This is a genomic window from Escherichia sp. KTE172 (assembly GCF_000408845.1).
GTDB classification, from domain to species: domain Bacteria; phylum Pseudomonadota; class Gammaproteobacteria; order Enterobacterales; family Enterobacteriaceae; genus Escherichia; species Escherichia coli.
Window position 1 is genome coordinate 4,746,451 of record NZ_KE137316.1, and the last position, 16,942, is coordinate 4,763,392.

At 53.2% G+C, this 16,942-nt stretch carries 19 protein-coding genes and 1 riboswitch; of the genes, 9 read left to right on the forward strand and 10 right to left on the reverse strand.

Annotated elements, in window-relative coordinates; genetic code table 11:
• Positions 1-15: 15 nt before the first annotated feature.
• Entirely contained in the window at positions 16-924 is a 909-nt protein-coding gene (gene yvcK / locus G434_RS01950; protein WP_001305602.1) for a uridine diphosphate-N-acetylglucosamine-binding protein YvcK, read from the reverse strand.
• A 264-nt stretch (positions 925-1,188) separates the two neighbouring features.
• Positions 1,189-1,333, forward strand: a riboswitch (molybdenum cofactor riboswitch).
• On the opposite strand from yvcK, the gene moaA reads away from it, so the two are divergent.
• From moaA to G434_RS01915, 7 genes are all read left to right on the forward strand, one after another.
• On the forward strand, positions 1,321-2,310 hold the full coding sequence (gene moaA, locus G434_RS01945; RefSeq protein WP_001305603.1) for a GTP 3',8-cyclase MoaA: 990 nt from the start codon (positions 1,321-1,323) through the stop codon (positions 2,308-2,310). (Overlaps the previous riboswitch by 13 nt.)
• A 21-nt stretch (positions 2,311-2,331) precedes the next feature.
• Complete coding sequence (moaB, locus tag G434_RS01940) at positions 2,332-2,844, forward strand: molybdenum cofactor biosynthesis protein B (RefSeq protein WP_000084639.1); 513 nt, start codon at positions 2,332-2,334, stop codon at positions 2,842-2,844.
• A gap of 2 nt (positions 2,845-2,846) precedes the next feature.
• Positions 2,847-3,332, forward strand: coding sequence for a cyclic pyranopterin monophosphate synthase MoaC (gene moaC / locus G434_RS01935; RefSeq protein ID WP_000080885.1), 486 nt, complete (start codon positions 2,847-2,849; stop codon positions 3,330-3,332).
• Positions 3,325-3,570 (forward strand): molybdopterin synthase sulfur carrier subunit, encoded by a 246-nt coding sequence (moaD, locus tag G434_RS01930; RefSeq protein ID WP_000598612.1) that lies wholly within the window; start codon positions 3,325-3,327, stop codon positions 3,568-3,570. Before moaC ends, moaD begins: the two co-directional genes overlap by 8 nt.
• Before the next feature lies 1 nt (position 3,571).
• A complete protein-coding gene (moaE, locus tag G434_RS01925; protein ID WP_000852278.1) occupies positions 3,572-4,024 on the forward strand; it encodes a molybdopterin synthase catalytic subunit MoaE in 453 nt (150 codons plus the stop codon).
• Positions 4,025-4,160: 136 nt separating this feature from the next.
• Positions 4,161-4,865, forward strand: coding sequence for a Bax inhibitor-1/YccA family protein (locus tag G434_RS01920; protein WP_000373624.1), 705 nt, complete (start codon positions 4,161-4,163; stop codon positions 4,863-4,865).
• 204 nt (positions 4,866-5,069) lie between these two features.
• A complete protein-coding gene (locus G434_RS01915) occupies positions 5,070-5,459 on the forward strand; it encodes a Bax inhibitor 1 family protein (protein WP_000446924.1) in 390 nt (129 codons plus the stop codon).
• Positions 5,460-5,494: 35 nt separating this feature from the next.
• Here the strand turns inward: G434_RS01915 and G434_RS01910 are convergent, their stop codons facing one another.
• Genes G434_RS01910 through G434_RS01900 form a run of 3 tightly spaced genes read right to left on the reverse strand, consistent with a single transcriptional unit; the run spans position 5,495 to position 8,450 of the window.
• Entirely contained in the window at positions 5,495-6,451 is a 957-nt protein-coding gene (locus G434_RS01910; RefSeq protein ID WP_000045450.1) for a lysylphosphatidylglycerol synthase domain-containing protein, read from the reverse strand.
• Positions 6,451-7,692: a cardiolipin synthase ClsB gene (clsB, locus tag G434_RS01905; protein WP_000650337.1), complete on the reverse strand. Its 1,242-nt coding sequence runs from the start codon at positions 7,690-7,692 to the stop codon at positions 6,451-6,453. Before clsB ends, G434_RS01910 begins: the two co-directional genes overlap by 1 nt.
• Positions 7,689-8,450, reverse strand: a complete 762-nt coding sequence (locus G434_RS01900) for an endonuclease/exonuclease/phosphatase family protein (RefSeq protein ID WP_001113348.1) — start codon at positions 8,448-8,450, stop codon at positions 7,689-7,691. Before G434_RS01900 ends, clsB begins: the two co-directional genes overlap by 4 nt.
• Before the next feature lie 132 nt (positions 8,451-8,582).
• Between G434_RS01900 and G434_RS01895 the strand changes: the two genes are divergently transcribed.
• Positions 8,583-8,993, forward strand: coding sequence for a YbhQ family protein (locus G434_RS01895; RefSeq protein WP_000871982.1), 411 nt, complete (start codon positions 8,583-8,585; stop codon positions 8,991-8,993).
• Here the strand turns inward: G434_RS01895 and G434_RS01890 are convergent.
• From G434_RS01890 to cecR, 5 genes are read right to left on the reverse strand one after another with little or no spacing between them, the layout of a single operon-like run.
• Positions 8,955-10,061 carry an ABC transporter permease gene (locus G434_RS01890; protein ID WP_000469031.1) on the reverse strand — a complete coding sequence of 369 codons (1,107 nt, stop codon included), beginning with the start codon at positions 10,059-10,061 and terminating at the stop codon, positions 8,955-8,957. The genes G434_RS01895 and G434_RS01890 overlap by 39 nt on opposite strands.
• 10 nt (positions 10,062-10,071) lie before the next feature.
• A complete protein-coding gene (locus G434_RS01885) occupies positions 10,072-11,205 on the reverse strand; it encodes an ABC transporter permease (RefSeq protein ID WP_000070131.1) in 1,134 nt (377 codons plus the stop codon).
• On the reverse strand, positions 11,198-12,934 hold the full coding sequence (locus G434_RS01880) for an ATP-binding cassette domain-containing protein (RefSeq protein ID WP_001309369.1): 1,737 nt from the start codon (positions 12,932-12,934) through the stop codon (positions 11,198-11,200). The genes G434_RS01885 and G434_RS01880 overlap by 8 nt, the downstream gene beginning before the upstream one ends.
• Positions 12,927-13,922 (reverse strand): secretion protein HlyD, encoded by a 996-nt coding sequence (hlyD, locus tag G434_RS01875; protein WP_000743444.1) that lies wholly within the window; start codon positions 13,920-13,922, stop codon positions 12,927-12,929. Before hlyD ends, G434_RS01880 begins: the two co-directional genes overlap by 8 nt.
• Positions 13,923-13,924: 2 nt before the next feature.
• Complete coding sequence (gene cecR, locus G434_RS01870; RefSeq protein ID WP_001296991.1) at positions 13,925-14,596, reverse strand: DNA-binding transcriptional regulator CecR; 672 nt, start codon at positions 14,594-14,596, stop codon at positions 13,925-13,927.
• A 228-nt stretch (positions 14,597-14,824) separates the two neighbouring features.
• On the opposite strand from cecR, the gene rhlE reads away from it, so the two are divergent.
• Positions 14,825-16,189: an ATP-dependent RNA helicase RhlE gene (rhlE, locus tag G434_RS01865; protein WP_000007147.1), complete on the forward strand. Its 1,365-nt coding sequence runs from the start codon at positions 14,825-14,827 to the stop codon at positions 16,187-16,189.
• Between the two features lie 235 nt (positions 16,190-16,424).
• Here the strand turns inward: rhlE and ybiA are convergent, their stop codons facing one another.
• On the reverse strand, positions 16,425-16,907 hold the full coding sequence (gene ybiA / locus G434_RS01860) for an N-glycosidase YbiA (RefSeq protein ID WP_001145139.1): 483 nt from the start codon (positions 16,905-16,907) through the stop codon (positions 16,425-16,427).
• Positions 16,908-16,942: the final 35 nt, after the last annotated feature.

The following is a 16,942-nucleotide window of genomic DNA, read 5'->3' on the forward strand; positions in this document are numbered from 1 at the left end:
GCAATCTCGGCCACATTAACCCAGTGCTTGTAACGCCTTTTCCAGTGCGTTATGTAACAACTGGCGGTCATGACGATACGGAATATCGCTGGCCTCCAGTACCTCCTGAATCACAATCCGCTCTTTCACCGCCGAGGCATCCACTTTTGGCCCGACGATGACCGCATCAATGACCTTTTTACCGACATACTGCTCCATAATTGCCAGCTTGCTTTCCAGCTTCAAATTAGCCGCAGGTAAACTCAACTCACGCCCCAGATTGCCGATATAGACCATCGGCGCTGGCGTGCGGCGTAATGCCTGTGCGATTTCCTTCAGCAGCAGAATTGGCATCAGGCTTGTATAAAAACTGCCAGGCCCAATAATGATGAGATCCGCTTCATTGATAGCGTGAACAGCCTCACGCGTTGCGGGTACATTCGGCGTTAACAGTAACTCCTGAATCGGCGTAGTTAACTGGTCGATATTGACCTCGCCGTAAACTTCATGCCCCTGATCGTCAATCGCCATCAGATCCACCGGATGCTCCGACATCGGAATCAAATGTGCGTCCACTTTCAGCAGATTGCGAATCAGATTGATCGCTTCAAGAGGTCGCACGCTAAGGTGATCCAGTGCCTTCAGCATCAGGTTTCCAAGGTTGTGTCCGGAAAGTTCGCCATTACCGCCGAAACGATATTCAAACATTGCGGAAGCGACGCTGGGTTCAGTTATCAGCTGGTTGAGGCAGTTACGCATATCGCCCCAGGCAATACCGCCTTCTGAGCGGCGAATACGCCCCGTCGATCCGCCATTATCCGTGGTGGTGACGATACCCGTTAAACGAGAACCCAAAGACGAAAGTGATGAGAGAACGCGTCCCAGTCCATGCCCTCCGCCGAGAGCAACGACACGATCAAGATCAGCCAGCGTACGATTGCGCATATAGTTTCCTGGAGTCAGATTATCCGCGCTACAGTAGCGCAAATTGCGGGGAAACAGCAATTAACCTGCCAATATTGAGGATACAAACTATTTTCTTCTACCTCTAAAGGATGAAGCACGCTATGCCTCTCTGATGATGTATATCAAAGTAAAACCGCCATTTTCCCTTATTCTGTAGCGAAATAGCACGATCATGACGCTATATACATGATTACATAGCGAAAGTGTGGATGGTAAAAATCTCATTTACACGCTAGTATCGGCTTAACCACTAAACACTCTAGCCTCTGCACCTGGGTCAACTGATACGGTGCTTTGGCCGTGACAATGCTCGTAAAGATTGCCACCAGGGCGAAGAAAGAAATGACTTCGCCTCCCGTATCTGGAAAGGTGTACATGGCTTCACAACTGACTGATGCATTTGCGCGTAAGTACTACTACTTGCGCCTGTCGATTACTGATGTGTGTAACTTTCGTTGCACCTACTGCCTGCCGGATGGCTACAAACCGAGCGGCGTCACCAATAAAGGCTTTCTTACCGTCGATGAAATTCGCCGGGTTACGCGCGCCTTTGCCAGTCTGGGCACCGAAAAAGTGCGCCTGACAGGCGGTGAGCCGTCTTTACGCCGCGACTTTACCGATATCATCGCCGCTGTGCGGGAAAACGACGCTATCCGCCAGATTGCGGTCACCACCAATGGTTACCGTCTGGAACGCGATGTGGCGAACTGGCGCGATGCGGGACTTACTGGCATCAACGTCAGCGTTGATAGCCTTGACGCTCGCCAGTTTCATGCCATTACCGGGCAGGATAAATTCAACCAGGTCATGGCAGGGATCGATGCTGCATTTGAGGCCGGTTTTGAGAAGGTCAAAGTCAATACCGTGCTGATGCGTGATGTTAATCATCATCAGCTCGACACCTTTCTGAACTGGATCCAGCATCGCCCTATCCAGCTGCGTTTCATCGAATTGATGGAAACGGGCGAGGGCAGCGAGCTCTTCCGTAAGCATCACATCTCTGGTCAGGTTCTGCGTGACGAGCTACTGCGTCGCGGCTGGATCCACCAATTACGTCAACGCAGTGACGGTCCCGCGCAAGTCTTTTGTCATCCGGATTACGCCGGAGAGATTGGCCTTATCATGCCGTATGAAAAAGACTTCTGCGCCACTTGCAACCGCCTGCGCGTTTCCTCCATTGGTAAACTCCATCTCTGCCTGTTTGGTGAAGGCGGCGTTAACCTGCGCGATCTGCTGGAAGACGATACCCAGCAACAGGCGCTGGAAGCGCGTATTTCAGCGGCGCTGCGGGAGAAGAAACAGACCCATTTCCTGCATCAAAACAACACCGGTATTACGCAAAACTTATCGTACATTGGCGGCTAAAACGTCAAAAGGAGAGATCAGATGAGTCAGGTAAGCACTGAATTTATCCCGACCCGTATTGCTATTCTTACGGTTTCTAATCGTCGCGGTGAAGAAGACGATACCTCCGGTCACTATCTGCGCGATTCGGCGCAGGAAGCGGGCCATCACGTTGTCGATAAAGCCATTGTGAAAGAAAACCGCTACGCTATTCGCGCTCAGGTATCTGCGTGGATCGCCAGCGACGATGTACAAGTGGTATTGATTACGGGGGGGACTGGCCTGACGGAAGGAGATCAGGCTCCCGAAGCGCTGCTGCCGTTGTTCGACCGTGAAGTTGAAGGTTTTGGTGAAGTGTTCCGGATGTTGTCGTTCGAAGAGATTGGCACTTCCACGTTGCAATCTCGTGCGGTAGCGGGCGTCGCTAACAAAACGCTGATTTTCGCCATGCCGGGTTCGACCAAAGCGTGCCGCACCGCGTGGGAAAATATCATCGCGCCGCAGCTCGATGCCCGTACACGTCCATGCAATTTCCATCCACATTTGAAGAAATAAGTATGTCGCAACTGACCCATATCAACGCCGCTGGCGAAGCGCACATGGTGGATGTCTCCGCCAAAGCGGAAACCGTGCGTGAAGCACGGGCGGAAGCCTTTGTCACCATGCGCAGCGAGACGCTGGCGATGATTATTGATGGTCGCCACCATAAAGGCGACGTATTTGCCACTGCGCGTATTGCCGGTATTCAGGCGGCAAAACGCACCTGGGATCTGATCCCGCTGTGTCATCCGCTGATGCTCAGCAAAGTTGAAGTCAATTTACAGGCTGAGCCGGAGCACAATCGGGTGCGTATAGAAACCTTATGCCGCCTGACCGGGAAAACCGGTGTCGAAATGGAAGCGTTAACCGCGGCCTCCGTGGCGGCGCTGACCATTTATGACATGTGCAAAGCGGTGCAAAAAGATATGGTAATTGGTCCGGTACGTTTGCTGGCGAAGAGTGGCGGCAAGTCGGGTGACTTTAAGGTGGAAGCGGATGATTAAAGTTCTTTTTTTCGCCCAGGTGCGCGAGTTGGTGGGAACAGATGCAACCGAAGTGGCTGCGGATTTCCCAACCGTTGAAGCGTTACGCCAACATCTGGCTGCGCAGAGCGATCGCTGGGCGCTGGCGCTGGAAGATGGCAAATTGCTGGCTGCCGTCAACCAGACGCTGGTGAGTTTTGACCATCCGCTGACTGACGGCGACGAAGTGGCTTTCTTCCCGCCGGTAACCGGAGGTTAAGATGGCAGAAACCAAAATTGTTGTCGGCCCGCAGCCATTCAGCGTAGGAGAAGAGTACCCGTGGCTGGCTGAGCGTGATGAAGACGGTGCGGTAGTCACCTTTACCGGTAAGGTGCGCAACCATAACCTTGGCGACAGCGTCAAAGCATTAACCCTCGAACACTATCCGGGGATGACTGAAAAAGCACTGGCAGAAATTGTCGATGAAGCGCGTAACCGCTGGCCGCTGGGGCGCATCACGGTGATTCACCGCATCGGGGAATTATGGCCGGGAGATGAAATCGTTTTTGTCGGTGTCACCAGTGCGCATCGCAGCAGTGCGTTTGAAGCCGGGCAGTTTATTATGGATTATCTCAAAACCCGCGCACCGTTCTGGAAGCGTGAAGCCACGCCGGAAGGCGACCGCTGGGTTGAAGCTCGGGAGAGCGATCAGCAGGCGGCAAAACGCTGGTAGTTTTTTGTTAGCCGGATAAGGCACCGCTGCGTCCGGCAATTTCACCGCTCAGTACATGCGTTTACGCTGCGTCGATGCACAGCCTCATCATTTTGCAGTATCCTTAAGATATTCCTTATATCTTCAGGAGATCGTCATGGACAGATTCCCACGTTCTGATTCAATTGTACAACCCCGGGCTGGCTTGCAAACTTATATGGCGCAAGTCTATGGCTGGATGACCGTTGGCTTGTTGCTGACCGCATTTGTTGCCTGGTATGCGGCTAATTCCGCGGCCGTGATGGAGCTGTTGTTCACTAACCGTGTCTTTTTAATCGGTCTGATCATCGCGCAATTAGCATTGGTTATTGTGTTATCAGCGATGATTCAAAAGCTGAGCGCAGGTGTAACGACGATGCTCTTTATGCTTTATTCGGCGCTGACGGGTCTTACGCTTTCCAGTATTTTCATTGTCTATACCGCTGCTTCTATCGCCAGTACTTTCGTCGTTACTGCCGGGATGTTTGGCGCAATGAGCCTGTACGGTTACACCACGAAGCGCGATCTAAGCGGCTTTGGCAATATGCTGTTTATGGCGTTAATCGGCATTGTGCTGGCATCGCTGGTCAACTTCTGGCTGAAAAGCGAAGCATTGATGTGGGCAGTTACCTACATCGGCGTGATTGTCTTTGTCGGATTGACGGCGTATGACACTCAGAAATTGAAAAATATGGGTGAGCAGATTGATACCCGCGACACGTCGAACCTGCGCAAATATTCCATTCTTGGCGCGTTAACCTTGTATCTGGACTTCATCAACTTGTTCCTGATGTTGTTGCGGATCTTCGGCAACCGCCGTTAATTCTTTTTCACCATCAATATCCCGGCCATGTGTCGGGATTTTTTTCTTACTAAAAACGACACTTAACAAGTACCAGGTATAAAATATGCCTTATGGCCGAGCGGAAGTGTTTTCCGTATCCATAAATACAAAAGTATTTTGTATGCGTGGTTTTAAATTTATTGATGGTGAATATTAATATTTTATCTAAGGATAACTAAAAGAATGGAATCATACTCGCAAAACAGCAATAAATTAGATTTTCAGCACGAAGCCAGGATATTAAACGGCATATGGCTCATTACCGCTTTGGGTATGGTGGCAACCGCAGGGCTGGCCCTGGTGATCATCATGAATGCCGCATTAATGAGTGAACGACCCGTTTGGGTAATAAGTTGCTTAATGATTGTGTTATGGTCAGGCATTATCTCGCATGGACGAAATAAGCTCCTTGAACTGGCGGGGAAATGCCATAGTGAAGAGTTGTGGAGTCCGGTTCGTTGCGCTTTTACAGGTGCATTAACTCTCTATTACTATTTTATCGGCTTCTTTGGGATACTTGCAGCAATAGCGATAACGCTTGTCTGGCAAAGGCATACGCGTTTTTTTCATTAGTCGTAAATGCACATACTAAAGAACTTAACTAAACTTCACATCGCCGCTTCATTTTTCGCCCGCAGCTTCTTCGCCTGGCTTTCCAGTAGCAGGTAACAGATCAGCGCCAGCAGCAGTGGGATAAAGTAATACAGCACACGGTAAGCGAGTAGGGCGGCGATAATTGTACCTTTGGAGGTATGCTCCCCAGCCAGTAGCGCGATAAATACCGCTTCCAGCACACCAATTCCCGCCGGAATATGCACGATGACGCCAGCAATACTACTAACCAGTAACACGCCCAGTACAAAGAAATAGTTCACGCTTTGACCAAGTAACAGCCAGATAATCGCCCCCATTACCATCCAGTTAACGCTGGAAATCAGCATCTGAGCGAGGGCGAATTTCCATGAAGGCAGCACCAGCTTTTGCCCTTTGATGGTCATATGGCGGTGCTTCGCGAAAGCGCAAAACCACAAATAAACCGCGATAATCATCAGTAAGCCAATGCCGAGAATACGCAGCGTAGTTTGATCGACATACCAGTGATCCGGCAGCTCCACCACGCCCGCGGTAAAGATAATCCCTGCCAGCAAAATATAGCCCAGCCAGTTGGTGGTAATACTGAGCGAGAAAATCCGCGTAATAGTGCTGCCCGGTAACCCTAGCCGGGAGTACAAACGATAGCGCATACCAATGCCGCCGACCCAGGTACTGAGCGTCAGGTTGAAGGCGTAGCAGATAAACGACACCAGCATCACCTGGCGCTTCGCCAGTTTGTGACCGCAGTAAAAGCGGGCGAGCAGATCATAGCAGCCGTAAATCAGATAACTGACGACCACCAGCCCGACCGCACTGAGCAACGCAACGCGATTGTAGTCGCGGATGACCTTCCAGACCTCTTCCCAGTCCACCTTTTTGGCGTAGACCACCAGCAACACAATCACCGCGATAAAAAACAGCCAGGTGAGGATCTTCTTTGCTAAGCGCCAGCGCGGGTGTGATTTACTCATCAGGGTTTTACCCCCGTGTTTTCAGTTTCTACCCGATCCTGCGTTTCCATTGTCGGCTGAGCGGGCGGGTCAACCTGCGCCAGACGTGGTGTGTGTGCCGGAAGCCAGCCGACCAGCGCCGGGAAGTGGCGTAAAAAGTGGAAGGCCAGCACGCTTTTGGTCAGATTCCACCAGGTGCGTTTCGGCAGCATGGTTTCATCCACCTGCTGGCAGTCTGCGGCGATAATGCCGTTCAGATTATCGCGCAGCGTCTGGTTAAAATGACGATCGTGGATGATGACATTTGCTTCGAGATTCAGTGACAAACTGAGCGGATCGAGATTACTGGACCCTACCGTCGCCCAGTGATCGTCCATCAATGCCACTTTGCCATGTAGCGGACGGCGGCGGTACTCAAACACCTGAACGCCGCCTTTAACCAGATAGTTATACAGCAAGCGTGCACCGACTCTGACAATCGGCATATCCGGTTCGCCCTGAATGATCAGTTTGATCCGCACCCCGCGCCGTGCCGCTTTACGCAAGGCGTGTAAAAATCGATAGCCGGGGAAGAAGTAGGCGTTGGCGATAATGACTTCTCGCCGCGCCTGAGTGAGCATTTTCAGATAGTGACGTTCAATATCATCGCGATGTTCTTCGTTATCGCGCCAGACCAGCAATACCTGCGCTTCTCCCGGCTGGCGGTTCTCTTCCGCTTTGTGATGACGTCGCCACCAGCGTCGTGCCGCGCTCTGTCCTGGCAGGTTTTCCAGTTCAAATTGCAGAATATCTTCGACAATCGGCCCTTCAAGGCGCACCGCGTAATCCTGTTTAGCCTCCGGACCGTAGCTGGACATATGCTCGGCGGAGTAGTTCAGCCCGCCAATAAAGGCAATACGCGCGTCGATCACCACAATTTTGCGATGCATCCGGCGAAACACATTGGTGCGCATACCAAAAAGGCGAGGGCGGGGATCGTAGTAGCGAAATACCACGCCAGCTGCCGTCAATTCATTGACAAACTCATCGCTGAGATCCGGCGAACCGTAGCCATCCAGCAAGACTTCCGCTTTCACCCCGCGTTGCGCTGCTGCCAGTAGCGCCGCATGCAGCTGTTTGCCGACGTCATCTTCAAACCAGATAAACGTTTCAAGAATGATGCGTTCTTGCGCCTCGCCAATCGCCTTAAACACCGCGGGATAATATTGCTCGCCGTTTTCCAGCAACTGGATCTTATTGCCTTCGCGCCAGCTACATTTCATAAATGAATCTCCGCACTTAAAGGGGCATGATCAGAAAGGTGTCGCCATGTCCGCAGCGGCAACGCGGTTGGCGCGCTGGCGCTGGCATTTTTGACATAGATCCTGTCCAGACGTAGTAGAGGAAATTGCACCGGAAACGTGCGCGCCGGGCGTCCGTGGGCGCGGGTAAATATCTCATCCAGCCCGGCCTGCACTTTTAACGGATGATTAGCTTTTTGCCGCCAGTCGTTGAAATCACCCGCCACCAATACCGGTTCGCCGTCCGGCAGCTCATTCACCCATTCGGCGAGCATCGCAAGCTGCGCCTGACGGTGCGCCTCACGCAGGCCCAGATGTACGCACATCACATGAATCGCTTTCCCGGTCATCGGCGGCACAATGCGGCAGTAGAGCACGCCGCGCTTTTCCGCACCATCGACCGAAACATCACGATTCTCATAATGTTCAATGGGATAACGTGAAAGAACGGCGTTACCGTGATGTCCTTCCGGGTATACGGCATTGCGACCGTAGGCAAAATCGCTCCACATAGTGTCGGCGAGAAACTCGTAGTGCGAGGTATCGGGCCAGTTTTCCACATGCAGCGGATGAACTTCGTGCGCGCCCATCACTTCCTGCAGGCAAACAATATCGGCGCTGACGGTACGCACGGCGTCGCGAAGTTCCGGCAAAATGAAGCGTCGGTTAAACGCGGTAAAGCCTTTGTGAATATTGATGGTGAGCACCTTGAACGAAAATTGTTGTGTTTGATCGGGCATAATTTTCCTGTCTTTGCCTCTTATCTCATTGAAATAGTGTAGTCGGCGTCACAAAAAGGTGCGGTCTTACGGAATTTTCCGTAAAGTTCGGTACTCTGAGTAAGTAGAGATAAATTCTTCAGGAGAGAAGCCATGAAGTGGCAACAACGTGTTCGTGTCGCAACGGGTCTAAGTTGCTGGCAGATTATGTTGCATTTACTGGTAGTGGCGCTGCTGGTGGTGGGCTGGATGAGTAAGACTCTGGTTCACGTCGGCGTGGGATTATGCGCACTGTATTGTGTCACGGTAGTGATGATGCTGGTGTTTCAGCGCCACCCCGAGCAACGCTGGCGTGAGGTGGCAGACGTGCTGGAAGAGCTGACCACGACCTGGTATTTTGGCGCAGCGCTGATTGTGCTGTGGCTGTTGTCCCGCGTACTGGAAAACAACTTTTTGCTGGCGATTGCAGGGCTGGCAATCCTTGCCGGCCCGGCGGTGGTGTCTTTGCTGGCGAAAGATAAGAAGTTACATCACCTTACGTCTAAACATCGCGTACGCCGCTGACCCTGTCGTGGCCGTTATCACCAGTAGCGGCCACAAACTATTCCACACAATATCCAGACTCGCATCCTTCAAATAAATCTGCTTGGTAATGTCCGTAAAGTGGCGAATAGGGTTAATCCACGTCAGGTTTTGCAGCCATACTGGCATGTTTTCCACCGGAGAAACGTAACCGGAAAGGAGAATGGCGGGCATCATAAAAACAAACACGCCGATAAACGCCTGCTGTTGTGTCGAGCAGAGTGATGAAATCAACAGACCGAATCCCACCAGCGATAAACCGTAAATCACCATCGTAAAGTAGAACAGCGCCAGCGATCCGGCGAAGGGGATTTGATACGCCCAGATACCAATCGCCAGCACAATGGTGGCCTGGAAGGTGGCGACAATTAATGCCGGTACGGCCTTGCCGATGAAGATCTGCCAGGTGGTGAGCGGCGAAACCAGTAGCTGATCGAGCGTACCTTGTTCACGTTCGCGGGCAACAGAAAGTGAAGTGACGATCATTACGCCGATAGTGGTGATCATGGCGATCAGCGACGGCACCACAAACCATTTGTAGTCGAGATTCGGGTTATACCAGTTGCGTACCACCAGCTCGCTGTTGTTAGGTTTCGGTTTTCCTTCCAGCAGCTCCTGCTGATAATTTTTGACGATCTGTTGCAGGTAGTTGGCGGCAATTTGCGCACTGTTGGAGTTACGCCCGTCGAGGATCAACTGCAACGGCGCGGTCTGGAAGGTATCCAGTTTGCGCGAGAAGTCAGCCGGGAAACGCACCAGTAGTAACGCCTTTTGTGTGTCGATGGTTGGGCGGATCTCCTGTGGGCTTTTCAGCAGCAGCACATGAGTAAAGGCGCTGGCGCGGGCAAAACGTTGGGTCAGCTCCACCGAATGCTCGCCGTTATCTTCATCGTAGATGGCGATGGTGGCGTTAGTCACTTCCAGCGTGGCGGCGAACGGGAACAGGATCACCTGAATCAGCACGGGTAAAATAAGAATCGCACGGGTTTGCGGTTCGCGCAGCAGCGACTGCAACTCTTTGCGGATTAACGTCCATAAGCGATGAAACATGCTCTTCTCCCTAATCCAGCCGACGTTTGGTTTTCAGCCACGTCAGGCCGATAAACATCACCGCCGAAGCGATCAAAAACAGTACGTTCACCACCAGCACCACCGGAATATTCCCGGCGAGAAACAGGCTTTGCAGGGTGCTGACGAAATAACGTGCGGGAATAATGTACGTCACCGCGCGGATCACCGCGGGCATACTGTCGATCTGAAAAATAAAGCCGGAAAGCATAATCGACGGCAGAAAAGCCGCGTTCAGGGCGACCTGAGCGGCATTGAACTGGTTGCGGGTAATCGTGGAAATAAGCAGCCCCATCCCCAGGGTACTGAGTAAAAACAGGCTGGAGATAAAAAACAGAATCAGCAGCGACCCGCGATACGGCACGCCGAGAATAAACACCGACACCAGCATACACAGCAACATCGCCAGCATCCCGAGGAAATAGTAGGGTATGAGCTTACACAGCAGCAGTTCCGTGCGGGTAATCTCCGTAGAGAGCAGAGCCTCCATGGTGCCGCGTTCCCATTCTCGCGCCACCACCAGCGAGGTGAGAATCGCGCCGATGACCGTCATGATGATGGTCACCGCACCGGGGATAATGAAGTGCTGGCTAATCGCCGCCGGGTTAAACCAGTAGCGGGTTTGTACATCAATAAGCGGTTCAAAAGTCTGCCCGTTGTCCTCCGCTCGCTGCATTTGCCAGATCTGCCAGATCCCTTCGACATACCCCTGCACAAAGTTAGCGGTATTCGGCTCACTGCCGTCGGTGATCACCTGAATCGGTGCGGTGGCGTTGGCGCGCTCCATCTGTTCGGCGAAATCCACCGGAATAACCACCAGACCGCGAATTTTCCCCGCCTGCATTTTGGCGATCAGTTCCTGACGGTTATCGCTGATGGTGGCGTCGATGTAGGGCGAACCTGTCATGGTGTGGGTGAAATCCAGCGCCGCTTCGCTACGCTGTTCCAGCAATATCCCGACCCGCAGCTTGCTGGAGTCGAGGTTAATGCCGTAGCCAAAAATAAACAGCAGCAGCAGAGGGATCACTACCGCAATCAGCCAGCTACTCGGATCGCGAACGATCTGCCGTGTCTCTTTGACGCACAGCGCCCGCACGCGACGCCAGGACAGGATCGGATTACTCATTGCTATGCTCCTTATCCCAGTCGTGGATCAACTGAATAAAGGCTTGCTCCATAGTGGGATCGGGTTGCTCATCGTTGGCCGACTGCGCTTTCAAATCGTCCGGTGTGCCGCTGGCGATTAATTTCCCGCGGTACACCAGGCCGATGCGGTCGCAATATTCCGCTTCATCCATAAAGTGGGTGGTGACCATCACCGTGACGCCTTTCTCTACCATACTGTTGATATGTAGCCAAAATTCACGGCGGGTGATGGGATCAACGCCGGACGTCGGTTCGTCGAGAAACAGAATGTCCGGTTCATGCATCAGCGAGCAGGCCAGTGCCAGCCGCTGTTTAAAACCTAATGGCAGTTCATCGGTCGCGTGGGAGGCGATACTTTTCAGGCCGAACGCCTCGCTCATACGGGAGATTTTTTCGTTCTGCGCCCGACCGCGTAAGCCATACACACCAGAGAAAAAGCGTAAATTCTGTTCGACCGTCAGGTTGCCGTAGAGCGAAAATTTTTGCGCCATATAGCCGAGATGCTGGCGCGCTTTACCGGAACTCTCTTTCAGATCCATGCCCAGCACCAGCGCCTGGCCAGAGGTCGGTACCAGCAAACCGCACATCATCTTAAAGGTGGTCGATTTACCCGCGCCGTTTGGTCCCAGCAAACCAAAAATCTCCCCGCGTTTAACGGCAAAGTTGACGTGATCGGTGGCGGCAAAATCACCAAATTTCTTGGTTAGTTCCTTCGCTTCGATCACCGTCTCGCCGGGTGTGCCTTCTACCGTATGTAATATTGCGCCCAGCGGCGATTCCGAGGTTCCGGCACCGCCCAGCAAATCAATAAACGCATCTTCAAAACGTGGCGTAGTTTCGTTGATGTTGATTTCCGGCATCCCGTCGGCATGGCGAATATCGTCTGGTGTGGTCTCTTTTTTGAGGATCAGTCGTACCGATTTCCCCTGAATCATGCCGTCGCTGACCTGCGGCAGTTTCAAGGCGCGTTGCAACAGTTTGCGGTTGCCCTCGTGCGGGCTGGTCATCAGAAAGCTGCGTCCGGCCATGGTTTGTGTCAGGGCCGTCGGTTCTCCCTGGTACAACAATTCACCTTCGTTCATCAGTAACACGTCACGGCACTGCTCGGCTTCGTCGAGATACGAGGTACTCCAGAGGATTAACATCCCTTCGCCTGCCAGCTCATGCACCATCTGCCACAGTTCGCGCCGTGAGATAGGGTCAACGCCGACGCCGGGTTCATCGAGCAGCAACACTTTCGGTTCGCCCACCAGGGTACAGGCCAGGCCAAGTTTTTGTTTCATCCCACCGGAGAGCTTGCCCGCCAGGCGTCCGGTAAACGGGCCAAGAGATGTAAACTCCAGCAGGCGAGCAAAAGTTTGCTTCCGTGCCTCGCCGGTGACGCTGCGCAAATCCGCGTACAGATTGAGGTTCTCCATCACCGTCAGATCTTCATACAGACCGAATTTCTGCGGCATATAGCCGAGCACGGCGTGCAGCGCGCCGTCGTTTTTGATTGGATCAAAGCCAATCACTGTGGCACTGCCGCTGTCGGGTTTCAGTAATCCCGCCAGCATCCGCATCAGCGTGGTTTTGCCCGCACCGTCTGGCCCTACCAGTCCCGTCACATAACCGGCATGAATGGTGCAATCGAGCGGCGCGACGGCGGGCTTGTCCATGCCCGGAAAGCGTTTTTCCAGGCCGTTCAGCGTGATAACGGCATCATTCATGTCCTGCCTCGTCACCGAATTGTACCGTCACTGGCATGCCCTGGCGTAACGCATCATCGGCGTCGGTCACCACAATACGCAGGCGATAGACGAGGTCGGTACGCAGATCCGGCGTTTCGACGGTTTTCGGGGTAAATTCAGCAGTCGGTGAAACGAAACCAATCTGCCCGTGATACGGCTTGTCCGGGCGACCATCGGTATAAAGCAACACTTTGCGCCCCGGCTGGGCCTGGTCAAGATTACGTTCATCAACATAGGCGCGTACCCACACCGGACGCGTCAGCGAGACGGTAAACACCGTGCCACCTTCATTGAGAACCGTGCCTGGCTCCACCGCGCGCGTTAACAGCGTGCCATCAGACGGGGCTATCAACGTTGAGTCCTGTAAATTCAGCTCCGCCTGCGCCAGTTGCGCCTGCGCCTGTTCGAGGCTGGCTTTTGCCTGGGCGATATCCTGTTCGCGGTTACCGGAACGGTACTGACGCAATTTATCCTGTGCCGATTTCAGCGTTGCCTGCGCCTGGTCGCGCGAGGAGCGGGCATTTTCCAGGTCATTTGCCGAAATGGTGCGGCTTTTCCACAGTCCTTGCTGGCGGTTGTAGAAGTTCTGCGCATAGTCATAGGCAGCTTGCGCCTGTTTCACCGCTGCGGCGGCCTGAGCGATTTCTTCATCGCGATACCCGGCAAGCATCAGGTCATACTGCGCCTGCGCCACCGAAACGCCCGCTTTCGCCTGCATCAGGGCAATCTCATACGGCTTGTGATCCAGTTCGCCCAGCACCTGGCCCGCTTTGATAGCATCACCTTCGTCCACCGCCAGCGATTCAACGCGCCCCCCAACACGGAAACTAAGATTCACCGTACGAATATCCACGTTGCCATACAGCGTCAGGCCGTTATCCTGGCGGCTTTGATACCACCAGTAGCCTCCGGCAACCACGGCGGCAAGTACTACTACCGCCAGTCCGATCACGACAGGTTTTTTCATCACTACAAACTCCTTTGCGATAATCCTTGCAAAATCAGGTCGATATGACAGGTCACCGTCTGGTTGATCAGTTCGGTCTTTTCTTCATCGAACGCGGTCCAGCCGGTACGTAACAGAATTGTTTCTTTGCCAAGACGAAACGCCAGAATCTCACCAATCAACGCATGGGTATGAAGGATCATGCGGGTGTCATTGGCGTCGCAGCCGGTCCAGGCGGCAATCAGGCGTGTCAGGTGGCTGTGTAGCGGACTAATCACCTGTTCGTGCACCAGGTGGTAGGCTGCCGTGGGAGAGAGCTGCTCACGGGAGATAAACTTGCTGAGGTTGACAGTGTCATCCTGGGTGAGCAGCTTAATCATGTTCCTGCAGGCGCGAAGGATCAGTTCACGGATGGCAGCCCGATCTGGCTGTGGTTGTGCGAACAAGCGTTCGGCCTCTTCGGCGTGCGGACGGAACTGCTCGCCAATAAAATCGGCAATCCACTGGGCGCAGGCGAGGTACAAATCCTCTTTCGAACCGAAGTAGTAGGTGATGGCAGCGATATTCTGCCCGGCCTGGGCGGCTATCTCGCGGGTGGTGGCGTTCATTCCATATTCACCAAACTGCGCCAGTGCGGCAGCAATCAGCTGTTTTTTCGCCTGTTCACCCTTGATTGTCATGGCAGGATTATTCATCGCACAGTCCATTCTTAATCAAATGATTGATTAAGATTATGACTCCATATGAGAGTTGTCCAGTATGGCTAAGAATTTTAGCAACGCCAGTCACAGGGATAATTTATGCGCTGCGTCACAAAAACTGCTACACTCCGCTCCCTCATGACATTGTGGTTTTTGTCATTTTCCTTTTCAGTATCTCCCTGAAAACTACACCGGTAACGGTCGGGGCGGTTCGGAGTAGTTATGTCTTTCGATTCTTTGGGTTTAAGCCCTGATATCCTGCGCGCCGTTGCCGAGCAGGGTTACCGTGAACCCACCCCTATTCAGCAGCAGGCGATCCCTGCGGTGATGGAAGGCCGCGACCTGATGGCCAGTGCCCAGACCGGCACCGGCAAAACAGCGGGCTTTACGCTGCCGCTGTTGCAACACCTGATTACTCGCCAGCCGCACGCCAAAGGGCGTCGTCCGGTACGTGCGCTCATTCTTACCCCGACCCGTGAACTGGCGGCGCAGATTGGCGAAAACGTCCGTGATTACAGCAAATACCTGAACATTCGTTCGCTGGTGGTGTTTGGCGGTGTCAGCATTAACCCGCAGATGATGAAGTTGCGCGGCGGCGTTGATGTGCTGGTGGCAACGCCGGGACGTCTGCTGGACCTGGAACATCAGAATGCGGTGAAGCTGGATCAGGTTGAAATCCTCGTCCTCGATGAAGCTGACCGCATGCTCGACATGGGCTTTATCCACGATATCCGTCGCGTGTTAACAAAACTACCTGCGAAGCGCCAGAACCTGTTGTTCTCCGCGACCTTCTCTGACGATATTAAAGCTCTGGCGGAAAAACTGTTGCACAACCCGCTGGAAATCGAAGTGGCACGCCGCAATACCGCGTCTGATCAGGTGACCCAGCATGTTCACTTTGTTGATAAGAAACGCAAACGCGAATTGTTGTCGCACATGATTGGGAAAGGGAACTGGCAGCAGGTGCTGGTGTTTACCCGTACCAAACATGGCGCTAACCATCTGGCTGAACAGCTCAATAAAGATGGCATCCGCAGTGCGGCGATCCACGGCAATAAATCGCAAGGTGCGCGTACCCGTGCGCTGGCTGATTTTAAATCGGGCGATATTCGTGTACTGGTGGCAACTGACATCGCTGCGCGCGGCCTGGATATTGAAGAGCTGCCGCACGTGGTCAACTATGAACTGCCAAACGTACCGGAAGATTATGTCCACCGTATCGGGCGTACCGGTCGTGCGGCTGCTACCGGTGAAGCGTTGTCGCTGGTGTGTGTTGATGAACACAAACTGCTGCGTGATATCGAAAAACTGCTGAAAAAAGAGATCCCGCGCATTGCGATTCCGGGCTATGAGCCGGACCCGTCAATCAAAGCCGAACCAATCCAGAACGGTCGCCAGCAACGTGGCGGCGGCGGTCGTGGGCAAGGTGGTGGTCGCGGTCAACAGCAACCACGCCGTGGAGAAGGTGGCGCAAAATCTGCAAGCGCTAAACCTGGAGAAAAACCGTCTCGTCGCCTCGGCGATGCCAAACCGGCAGGCGAACAACAACGTCGCCGCCGTCCGCGTAAACCTGCCGCTGCGCAGTAATCTTTTGATGCCGGGCTATGCCCGGCAACTGAGCCTGATGGCAAACGCAAAACTGCCTGATGCGCTACGCTTATCAGGCCTACATGAACTCTGCAATATATTGAATTTGCATGCTTTTGTAGGCCGGATAAGGCGTTTGCGCCGCATCCGGCATTTCACAACAAGCACTTGTCAGCAATTTGAGAACGCGGCAAAAAGATTTCTCTGTTTTATCGCCCATAAGTCACCCGAGATGTTACTTCTCTATAGCCAATTGTTCACGCAACTCCATTAAAAGGTAGCCCAGTCGATTCTTGCCCTTACCATTACCACCGTCTCCCCAGTAAGCATCATTTTCCGTATGCTCAACCAGTTTTGCGGACGCGGTTGCCAGCAAGAGCGCACGCAGTTCTGCATGTTGTTCGAATTTAGCGCGAAGCGCTTTTCGCATCACCTGTTCTTTGACCGACTCCCAGTTTTTACGAAGTGGCTTGGAACGATCACGCCCCATGCGAGCGGCGACCATAGGGGAAGAAACCCGACGGATCTCTTCGCGGTATTTTTCATCAAGGAATTTTTGTGCCTGGAAATAGTGTTCTGAGGTGGGCCAGGTTTTCCCGTCAACCTTAATGGGCCAGGCGGCAAAGTTAGAAAAATCACCGTAGTCATCGCCGGTGCTGTAGAAATTTATGGTGGTGTCTTGCATGACGTGTTGGATCCTTTGTGCTCGAACGGGCATTAAACCGCATTATGTTGGTGGTTATTGCGAGTCGC